Genomic DNA, 11,027 nt, shown 5'->3' with positions numbered 1-11,027 from the left:
ACTACCCGATGCACACGAGTGTGCTGGAAGGGGTGAACAACAAGATCAAAGTGATAAAGCGTATGGCATATGGATTTAGGGACTCAGAATACTTTTTTCTGAAAATCAAGGCGGCCTTCCCCGGAAAGCCGCGATGAACCTTTTTTGTGCCCGCTTCCCGGGGATGCCATCTGTGTTACGGCGCGCAGTCCGGACGCCACAAGTGCCTTTTGCATCTTATCCCCCGATCCCCGACAATCCCGATTCGCGTGCCGTGACGGGAATGCCAGAGAGTGTCCCCCCGCGCACCCCCTCTTCATGAAATTGGCGGGAGTCGTCCATGTTTACCCTCTACCACTCCAATCAGCTGGATCTGCTCAAGGAGCTGCTGGTGAGCCGCATCCGGCAGGCTCCGCTCTCCCACCCCTTCGATCGGGAGCAGATCCTGGTGCAGAGTCCCGGCATGGCCCAGTGGCTCAAGCTGGAGCTGGCCAAGGCGTTCGGCATCGCCGCCAACATCGACTTTCCCCTGCCCGCGAGTTTCATCTGGGAGATGTTCACCCGGGTGCTGGCGGACGTGCCGCGCCAGAGCCCCTACAACAAGGGGGCCATGAGCTGGCACCTGATGACCATTCTGCCCACCCTGCTCGGCAGACCCGCCTTTGCGCCCCTCGCGGCCTATCTGGGGGGCAGTGACGGGGCGGCGCCGGAGCAGGTGCGGCTCTGGCAGCTCTGCCAGAAGGTGGCGGATCTGTTCGACCAGTATCTGGTCTACCGGCCGGACTGGATCGCCCGCTGGGAAGAGGGGGAAGGATTGAGCCAGGAGCTGGCCGGGGTGAGCGGTCAGGATTGGCAGCCCGAGCTCTGGCGCGAGCTGGTGGCCCGCACCCTGGCCCTCAGCCCCAGCGGCTACCACCGCGCCAACCTCTACGAGGCCTTCATCCACGAGCTGGAGCGCACCCGGGATCTGCCGGGCAGGCTGCCGCAACGGGTCTTCGTGTTCGGCATCTCGGCCCTGCCGCCCCGCTACGTGGAGGCCCTGCTGGCCCTCGGCAGCCGCCCCGAGGTGGAGGTGCACCTGTTTGTGACCAACCCCTGCCGCTACTACTGGGGGGACTTGCTCGATCGCAAGACACTGGCGCGCCTCGAAAACAAGCTCAAGCCCGGTACGGATCTCGAGACCCTGCAGGGCCCCGCCAATCCGTTGCTCGCCTCCATGGGCAAGCTGGGGCGCGACTACCTGCACCAGCTGATGGAGTTGGAGGTACCGCAGATCGAGGCCTTCGTCGACATCGAGGATCGCGACGATGAGGGCAAGGTCACCTTGCTGCGGGCCATCCAGAAAGACGTGCTGGAGCTGGCGGAACGGGGGGCCGGCGAGTTCAACCTCGATGCCAGCCACCACAAGAGCCCTGTCAGCCTGGATGACGGCACTTTGCAGATCCACGCCTGCCACGGCCCCATGCGGGAGCTCGAGGTGCTGCACGACCGGCTGCTGGCCCTGTTCGAGCAGGATCCCACCCTCACCCCCAAAGACGTGGTGGTGATGATGCCGGACGTCAACAGCTACGGTCCCTACATCCAGGCCGTTTTTGGCAAGGAGGGCGGCAAGGGGCGGGGCGGGGCCCGCGGCCAGATCCCCTTTGCGATCTCCGATCGGGCGGCGAGCCAGGAGAGCCCGCTGCTGCAAAGTTTCCTCGCCCTGCTCAGGCTGCCGAACGCCCGCTTCGGAGCGGGGGAGCTGCTCGCCATCCTGGAGGTGCCCGCCGTGCTGCGCCGCTTCGAGCTGGACGACGACGAGTTCAACGTGCTGCGGCGCTGGGTGCAGGAGACCGGCATCCGCTGGGGGCTGGATGACGACTATCCCGAGCGCTTCGCGCTGCCGCGTCTGTCCGGCAACAGCTGGCTGTTCGGCCTGCGGCGCATGCTGCTGGGTTTTGCCATGGGGGACGGGGAGCCGGTGGCGGGGATCCTGCCCTATGCGGACATCGAGGGTCAGCAGGGGCTGATCCTCGGCAAGCTCGCCTGGTTCGTCGACTCCCTGGCGGAGTTTCTGCCCAGGCTGCAACAGGCGCAGCCGCTGGCCGAATGGCACGCCTGCCTGCTGGCGCTGCTGGAGCGCTTCTATCTCGCCGACGAGGATGAAGAGCGCCAGCTCCAGCTCATTCGCAGCCAGCTCACCGACTGGCAGGCCCAGCTCGGCGAGGCCCGCTTCGAGCAGGCCATCAGTGCCGACCTGTTGCAGGACTACCTCGGCAGCGTGCTGGGGGAGTCCCGCTCCAGCCAGCGCTTCCTCGCCGGTCAGGTCAACTTCTGCACCCTGATGCCGATGCGCTCCATCCCCTTCCGCCAGGTCTGCCTGCTCGGCATGAACGACGGCGTCTACCCGCGCACCCTGCCCCCCATGGGCTTCGATCTGATGGCGGTGGCCTCGCGGCGCGGGGACCGATCCCGCCGGGATGACGACCGCTACCTCTTCCTCGAGGCGCTCCTCAGTGCCCAGCAGGGGCTCTACATCAGCTATCAGGGGTTCAGCGCCCAGGACAACAGCGAGAAGGTACCCTCCGTGCTGCTGGCGGAGCTCATCGACTACGTGCGCCAGGGCTTCGTGCTGGTGGGGGATGAAGATCTCGACGACGACACCTCGGGCCGGCGGCTGCTCGAACACCTGATCGTGGCGCACCCCCTCACCCCCTACAGCCCGGCCTACTTTTACCCCGAACCCGGCTCCGGTCTCTTCACCTATGCCGCCGACTGGCTGCCGGCCCTGAGCCCCGAGCGGGGGGCCGCCAACTTCCAGAGCGGCGATCTGCCCCTGCCTGCGGAGTGGGGCAGGGAGCAGGGGCTGGAGCTGGCGGAGCTGCTGCGCTTCTATCGCCAGCCCGCCAGGTACTTCCTCAACCGCCGCCTCAAGGTGTGGTTCGAGCTGGAGGAGGCGACCATCGAAGACAGCGAGCCCTTCGAGCTGGACGGCCTGCAGCACTATCAGCTCAAGGCGCTGCTGCTGGATGCCCATCTGACCGAGGGGGAGAGCGAGGCCCGTCGTTACCGGCTGCAACTCTCCGGCCTGTTGCCGCAAGGGTGGTTCGGCAGCCTGCTGCTGGAGGAGATCGACGGCGAGATGGGCAAGCTGGCGGCGCGGCTGCGCCCCTGGACGGGGGACAAACAGGCGGTGGAGATCGACATCGCCCTGGCCCAGGGGCAGCTCCAGGGCTGGATAGACACCCAGAAGGGACGAGCGCTGGTGGTCAAACCCGGCAGCTTCAACGGCAAGGATCTGCTGCTGGCCTGGATCCAGCACCTTTGCCTCTCATTGAGCAGCGTCCCCGGCGACACCCTGCTGTTCGATGCCAAACAGAGTCTGCGGCTGCCAAGGCTTGCGGCGGACGAGGCGCGGCCCAGGTTGGCGGCCCTGGTGGCCCTCTGGACCCAGGGGATGAAGCGGCCGCTGCCCTTCTTCCCGAGCACCGCCTGGGAGTGGCTCAAGGGGATCGAGAAGGATCCGGCAAAGCCGGAGGAGGCCGACAAGGCGGCGCTTGCCCGCTTCAACGGCGGCTACATGGTGACGGGAGAGGGGCAGGACGTCTATGTCGCCCGCTGCTTCCCGGAACTCGATGACGAGGTGCTGGCCCAGTTGCAGGGGCTGGCCCGTGAACACCTGACCCCGCTCCATCAGGCGCTGGAGGAGTTGCAATAATGGCTAACCCGCTCAATCCCCTGCGTTTTCCCCTCTATGGCGAGCGGCTGATCGAGGCCTCCGCCGGGACCGGCAAGACCTATACCATCGCGGGCCTCTATCTGCGCCTCTTGCTGGGCCACGGCCCGGTTATCGAACAAGCAGGCGAGGAGGGGGGAGACGCCGGTCAGCCCTGTGCCCACGAGCGGCCCCTGTCGGTGACCGAGATCCTGGTGGTGACCTTTACCGAGGCGGCCACCGCCGAACTGAGGGGGCGGATCCGCGCCCGCATCCACGAGGCGCGTCTCGCCTTTATGCGCGGTCACAGCACGGATACCCTGCTGGCCCAACTGCTGGTGGAGGTGGAGGATCACGATCTGGCGGCCCGTCGCCTGCTGGCCGCCGAGCGGCAGATGGACGAGGCGGCGGTCTTCACCATCCACGGCTTCTGCCAGCGGATGCTCAGGCAGAACGCCTTCGAGTCGGGCGCCCTCTTTGAAACCGAATTTTTGACCGACGACAGCCGGCTCCGGCTGCAGGCGGTGAGTGACTACTGGCGCGCCGAGTTCTATCCGGTGGATCAGCCCCTGGCCCGGGCGGTGCGAAGGCTCTGGTCGAGCCCCGCCGCCCTGCTGCGGGAGATGGGGAGCTGGCTCGACAACGACGAGCTGGAGATCCGCCCGGTGGCGGGGGACGAGACCCTGGCGGCTAGGCACAGCGTCGCCATGGCCCGCATCGGGGCGGTGAAAGCCGGGTGGCTGGCGCAGACGGACGAGATCCGCCGCCAGACCGAGGGGCAGATCAGCCGCTACACCGGCAAGAACTACGAGGGCTGGCTTGCCAAGATTGGCGACTGGGCGCAGGACGAGACCAGCGGCTACGTCCTGCCCAAGGAACTGGAGCGCTTCGGCCAGCAGGCGCTGGAGGAGAACCTCAAGAAGGGGGGAACGGTGCCCACCCTGCCGCTCTTTGGCGAGATAGACGCCCTGCTGGCGAGCCGACCCGGCATCCGGGATCTCGTCTTGCAGCGGGCGGCCAGGGTGGTGCGCAGCCGGATGCAGGAGAGCAAGCGCCAGGCCCATCAGCTCTCCTTCGACGATCTGCTGCGGGATCTCGACGGGGCGCTCGGCTCGGGCCTGGGGGAGCGGCTGTGCGAGCGCATCCGCGCCACCTACCGGGTCGCCATGATCGATGAATTCCAGGATACCGACCCCCAGCAGTACCGCATCTTCCATCGCCTTTACGGCGGTCACCAGGACACGGCGCTCCTGATGATCGGCGACCCCAAGCAGGCCATCTACGGCTTTCGTGGCGCAGACATCTTCACCTACATCCAGGCGCGGCGAAATGTGAGCGCCCACTACACCCTGGGGCGCAACTGGCGCTCAAGCCGCGCCCTGGTGGCGGCGGTCAACGGCCTGTTCGAGCGGGCGAAGGATCCCTTCATCTACGAGGCGGACATCCCCTTCCTGCCGGTGGAGGCGCAGGGCAAGAGCCGGGCACTGCTGATCGAGGGGCAGAGCGCCCCCGTGCTGCACTGCTGGCAGCTCACCGGTCAGCCCACCTTCAACAAGGGGGAGTACCAGAGCAGGATGGCCCGCGCCACGGCGGCGGAGATCCATCGCCTGCTCACGCTGGCCCGGGAGGGCAAGGCGATGCTCGGCAGCGAGCCGGTCAGGGCCGGGGATATCGCCGTGCTGGTGCGCACCGGCGCCGAGGGCAAGCTGGTGCAGCAGGAGCTGGCGCGCCTTGCCATCGCCTCCGTCTATCTGTCGAACCGCGAGAGCGTGCTGGCCCAGGTGGAGGCGCGGGAGATCCTGCTGATCCTGCACGCCTGCCAGAACCCGAGCGATGAGCGAAGCCTTAGGGCAGCGCTCGCCACCGGCCTGTTCGATCTCGATGCCAGGGCCCTGGACGCGCTGGCCTCGGACGAGCGGGCCTGGGAGAGCGCGGTGCAGGAGTTCATGGGATACCGCGCGGTCTGGCATCGCCACGGGGTGCTGGCCATGCTGCGGGCCCTGATGCACGGGCGCAACCTCGCCGCCTCCTTGCTGGCGAGCCCCTACGGGGAGCGGCGGCTGACCAACTTCCTCCATCTCGGCGAGCTGCTGCAACAGGCGAGCGGCGAGCTGGACGGGGAGTACGCCCTGCTGCGCTGGCTCGGGGAGGCGGTGAGCCAGCCCAACGGCCAGGACGGGGAGCAGATACTTCGCCTGGAGTCCGAGCGCAAGCTGGTGCAGATCGTCACCATCCACAAATCCAAGGGGCTGGAGTACCCGCTGGTCTTCCTGCCGTTCATTTGCAGCCACCGCGCCGCCGACACCCCCCTGTTCCACGAAACGGGGGAGGCGGGCAATCGCACCGTGCTCGATCTCACCGGCGCCGAGGAGTCTCTGGCCGAGGCCGACAAGGAGCGCCTCGCCGAAGACTTGCGCCTGCTCTACGTGGCCCTGACCCGGGGGGTCTATGCCACCTGGCTCGGGCTGGCGCCGGTGCGCTCCGGGGCGGGCAAGTCGGAGAAGACCGACCTGCACCGCACCGCCATCGGCTACCTGCTGCAAAAGGGGGAGGAGGGGGACGCCGGGACACTGGCGACCGCCCTCACCGACCTGGCCCAGGCCCTGCCGGGGGTGGCCGTCGGTGAGCCCTCGCTCACCCGCCCGGCCCCGCTGCCCGCCGAGGCGGAGAAACCGGGTGAGCCCACCGTGCGCGCGTTCCAGGGGCAGCTTGAGCGGGACTGGTGGATCAGCTCCTACTCCGGGCTCGCGGCCCAGGGCAACGGCCACGGCAAGGGGGTGCTGGCCAACCCCGGCTTCGACGACGAGGTGGCCACCGAGGCCGCCGTCACCGTGCAGGAAGAGGAGGCGCCCGCTCCTTCCATCTTCACCTTCCCCAAGGGGGCGCGTCCCGGCACCCTGCTCCACAGCCTGTTCGAGACCATCGACTTCGAGCACGCAGGGGGCGAGTCGCTGGCACAGCACATCGCCGCCCTGCTGACCCAGGAGGGGTTCGACGAAGGCTGGGCCCCCGTGCTGCAACAGCAGGTGGAGGCGGTGCTGGATACTCCCCTTGAGACCGGCCTTGGGGATCCGGTGCGGCTGCGGGATCTGGCCCCCGAGCGCAAACAGGTGGAGCTGGAGTTCTTCCTGCCCATGGGGCGGGTGACGGCACCGGCGCTCACCGCACTCTGCCAGCAGCACGACCCCCTGTCGCGGGGCGGCAAGCCGCTCGGTTTTGCCACCGTGCAGGGGATGCTCAAGGGCTTTATCGACCTGGTGTTCGAGTGGCAGGGGCGCTGGTATCTGCTCGACTACAAATCGAACCACCTTGGTATGAGCCCCGCCGATTACGGCCGCCCGGCCCTGGAGCGGGCCATGCGCGAGCATCGCTACGATCTGCAATACCAGCTCTATTCGCTGGCCCTGCACCGGCTGCTCGCCTTGCGGCTGCCGGGCTACGATTTCGACCGGCATTTTGGCGGGGTCTTCTATCTCTTCCTGCGCGGCATGCCCCAGGGGGGCATTTTCCATGCCAGGCCCAGCCGGGAACTGGTGCTGGGGCTGGACGAGTTGTTTAGTAAAGGTGTGACATCTGACGATCATCGTTTAGAGAAATCGAACAAGGCAGAGGCATGAGGGGCGAGATGAAGGGCGAAACCATGATAGAGCGGCTGAAAGCCTTGGCGCTGGCGGGGCGCATCCGCCAGCTTGACCTGCAATTTGCCAGGCTGGTGGCCGACCTTGGCGGCAGCCCCGAGCTGGTGCTGGGGGCCGCGCTCGCCTGCCATGAGCTGGGGCGCGGCCATGTCTGCCTGCCGCTGGCGATGCTCGCTCAGGGCGGTGACGGACAGGGATCCTCGCGCCCCTTCGGGCTGGATCCGGATCAGAGCCGGGATCTGCTGGCGGATCTCGCGGATCCTGCGAGCTGGCCCGCCCTCTTTGCGGCCAGCCCCCTGGTGGGGAGCGAACAGGAGGAGGGGGAGAGCCCCCGCTGGCCCCTGCGGCTCTGGGGGGATCGCCTCTACCTCACCCGCTACCACGACTTTGAGCTGGGGGTGGCCCGCCACCTTAGCGCCTTGAGTGAACGGGCCGAATGGCCGGAGATTGCCCCGGCCCTGTCACGCCTCTTTGCCCGCGACTACGGCCTGGTGTTCGGGGCCTTGCTCAAGGCCCGCCTCGCGCCGGATTTCTCCGTCCGCCACTTTGTGGAGAAGTACCTGGATCTGGTCTTCCCTCATGAGGTGGAGTGGCCCGCCGTCGAGACCCTGCTAAAGAGCGCCCAGGCAGCCAGCGAGCTGGAGCGGCTGGATACCCTGGTACCCGAGGCGCTCTGCTGCAACGGCCAGAAGCTGGCGGCGGCCACGGCGGCGGCGCGCCCCTTCGCGGTCATCTCCGGCGGCCCCGGCACCGGCAAGACCACCACGGTGGCCAAGCTCCTCGCCATCCTGGTGGAGACCGGCCTGCAAGGGGGCAAGGCCCCGGCGATCCGGCTGGTGGCCCCCACCGGCAAGGCGGCGGCGCGTCTGACCGAGAGTATCGGCGCTGCCCTGCAGGCCCTGGATCTGCCCCCCGAGTGGGTGGAGGCCATCCCCACCGAGGCGGGCACCCTGCACCGGCTGCTCGGGGTGATTCCCGGGCGCAGCCAGTTCCGCCATCACAGAGGCAACCCGCTGCACCTCGACCTGCTGGTGGTGGACGAGGCCTCCATGGTGGACCTGCCCATGATGGCGCGCCTGCTGGACGCGCTGCCCCGCCATGCCCGCCTGATCCTGCTCGGCGACAAGGATCAGCTCGCCTCGGTGGAGGCGGGGGCCGTGCTCGGGGATATCTGCAGCTTTATCGAACAGGGCATCAGCCCAGCGCAGGCACATTGGCTCTCCCGCCAGACCGGGTATCGCCTGCAAGGCACGCCAGCGGGGGCCAGCGTGCGCGACAGCCTCTGTTTGCTCTCCAAGAGCTGGCGCTTTGACCAGCATTCGGGCATCGGCCAGCTGGCGCGGGCCTGCAACAGCGGCGACGGGGCGGCGGTGGAGGCGGTCTGGGGCGCAGGATTTGGCGACATCCGCCTGCACCCCTGGGCGGGGGAGGCTTACAACGCCCTGATTGCCGAGGGGGTGGCCGGTTATGGCAGCTACCTCAAGGCGGCCCGGGCCGGCGAGGATCCGGCGGCGGTGTTCAAGGCGTTCAACGGCTTCCAGATCCTCTGCGCCCTGCGGGACGGCCCCTTCGGGGTGACGGGGCTCAACGAGCGCCTCGAACTGGCCCTCGCCAAGGCAGGGCTGATCCAGCGTGACGGCGACTGGTATGCGGGCCGCCCGGTGATGGTGGTGCGCAACGACCACGGGGTCGGCCTCTACAACGGCGACATGGGGCTCTGCCTCCCCGATGACACCGGCCGCCTCAAGGTGTGGTTCGAGCAGCCGGACGGCACCCTGCGCGCTTTGCTGCCCAGCCGGTTGCCCCCCCACGAGACGGTCTACGCCATGACCATCCACAAATCCCAGGGGTCGGAGTTTGCCCATACCGTGCTGGTGCTGCCCGACAGCCCCAGCCCGCTCCTGACCCGCGAGCTGGTCTACACCGGCATCACCCGCGCCAAGGCCCGCCTCGATCTCTACGGCGATCGCGCTCTGCTGGCACAGGCCGTGCGGAAAAAGACCGAGCGGTATTCAGGGTTGGCACAGAGGTTGGGGGAGATTGATGGGGGGCTGTAGAAGTTATTTTTCTATTTTAATTGTGCTCTAATGGGGGGGGGATATGATTTTCAGTGATCGTGAGATAAAAATATCTGAATCGTTAACTGAGGAAAAATGGGCAGAGGTAATAGCAGCAGTCTCAGGGAGAGACGATTTAACATTGAAGATAGAAGGTGTTGATGTTTTTTTGAAAGAGATGTCGATCCCTATGGAAATAAGTGGGATTTCCATCGCCAATGCAGTTTTTAAAAATAAAATTAAAATAAGTGGATTGAGTAACGGACGATTCTTATCGGTTAAAAACTCTAGGTCATCATTTCTTTCAGGGGTGAGGATAGAAAATGTATCATGTAACTCGTTTGAATTTTCTGATTCAGAAAACATGATTGAATCTGATGATGAAATGAATCTCATTGTGACTTTTACATCATGTGGGTTTGATAACTTCATATACTCTTCTTTTTTCCTCCCATCTTTTAACAAAGTGCTTTTTTCTGACAAAGTAAAAATAGAGTCAATGTCAGATCACAATGACAACTCATTACATTTTATTGAGTGCATATTTTCTGATGGACTTTCTTGTGAGCTCGTGAATTTCAAGAACAAGAATTTATTTATAGAGAATTCAAAAACTATTAAAAGTAATGAAAAAGAAAAAATATCAGTCACTTTTTCATGTCGAGGCGGTGATCTGAATAATTTTGAGATTAAACACTCCGTTCTTACTGGGGCGTACTTTAAACTATTTAAAACAAACTTCTGTGATATCGCAATAGATCATTGTGTCATTGAGGAACTAGACCTACATACAGTAAATGATGGTAAGGATAGAACGGAAATTTATAATCTGTATATAACAAATTCCAATGTGGGAATGTTATTGTTGAATAATAGAGATATTATTCATCCTTTATCTTTTGTTGGTAGCACATTTAAAAGTCCGCCACATTTTTTTGGCGCTAAAATAACAAGTGGTAGTCGCTTTCCAAATCGGGAGAGTTTTATAAGCAGAAATGGAAAGCGTGATGCTGCATGCTATAGGGTATTACGATCTCATATGGAGGCGCAGAGAGACAGAACTCTTGAGGGCATGTTTTTTTCTTTGGAACAGGAAAGTTTATGTAATGAAGAGAATGGAATAGAACATTACATAAGTAAAATGTATCATGTTTTCTCAAACTATGGCACAGACTATATAAAACCATTGTTATTATTGTTAGTTTTTGCTTTTATATTTACTTTTATTTATGGGTTATATATGTCTGAATCTATAGGGCTATCTAATCCAATAGACTGGGACCTTCTTAAATCATCATTCATATATTCATTGAAGCAAATACTTCAGCCATTTTCATCTTTAAAAGATATGACTCCATTAGGTGATGGGAAGGGGGAACTGTCGCTAGTAATTATTCTGGTTTCAATTTTACAGAGTTTTATCAGTCTAGTGTGCATTGCTCTATCAGGCTTAGCTATTCGATGGCGGTTTAAAAGAGATTAATGTTAAATCTCGTATATTGGGTTGTGTAGGCTCATGTACAGGACCTTAAGCGTTGAGTCCCTTTAAAACTCCTTCCAAGGTCCTGTTCTGTATCGATTTTCTCTGCTTGGTTCGGCAAGCGTTCTTGGCCAAATAATCAGCTGCCCATTCCAGTCTTTCCCTTATTTCTGTCAGCG

5 protein-coding genes are annotated in these 11,027 nt (G+C 62.8%); all 5 read left to right on the top strand.

What is annotated here, in order from left to right:
- A partial coding sequence (locus tag J9892_RS17435; protein WP_210538105.1) for a transposase occupies positions 1-137 on the top strand: 137 nt, incomplete at its 5' end.
- Between the two features lie 182 nt (positions 138-319).
- Positions 320-3,676 (top strand): exodeoxyribonuclease V subunit gamma, encoded by a 3,357-nt coding sequence (gene recC, locus J9892_RS17430; RefSeq protein WP_210538620.1) that lies wholly within the window; start codon positions 320-322, stop codon positions 3,674-3,676.
- A complete protein-coding gene (recB, locus tag J9892_RS17425; RefSeq protein ID WP_210538619.1) occupies positions 3,676-7,290 on the top strand; it encodes an exodeoxyribonuclease V subunit beta in 3,615 nt (1,204 codons plus the stop codon). Before recC ends, recB begins: the two co-directional genes overlap by 1 nt.
- Before the next feature lie 8 nt (positions 7,291-7,298).
- A complete protein-coding gene (recD, locus tag J9892_RS17420; protein WP_210538618.1) occupies positions 7,299-9,368 on the top strand; it encodes an exodeoxyribonuclease V subunit alpha in 2,070 nt (689 codons plus the stop codon).
- Positions 9,369-9,411: 43 nt separating this feature from the next.
- Positions 9,412-10,851: a hypothetical protein gene (locus tag J9892_RS17415; RefSeq protein ID WP_210538617.1), complete on the top strand. Its 1,440-nt coding sequence runs from the start codon at positions 9,412-9,414 to the stop codon at positions 10,849-10,851.
- Positions 10,852-11,027: the final 176 nt, after the last annotated feature.

This window comes from Aeromonas sp. Prich7-2 (assembly GCF_017939255.1).
GTDB classification, from domain to species: Bacteria; Pseudomonadota; Gammaproteobacteria; order Enterobacterales; family Aeromonadaceae; genus Aeromonas; species Aeromonas caviae.
The sequence above is the reverse complement of the archived record's forward strand: the minus strand, read 5'-3'. Positions and strand labels throughout refer to the sequence as shown.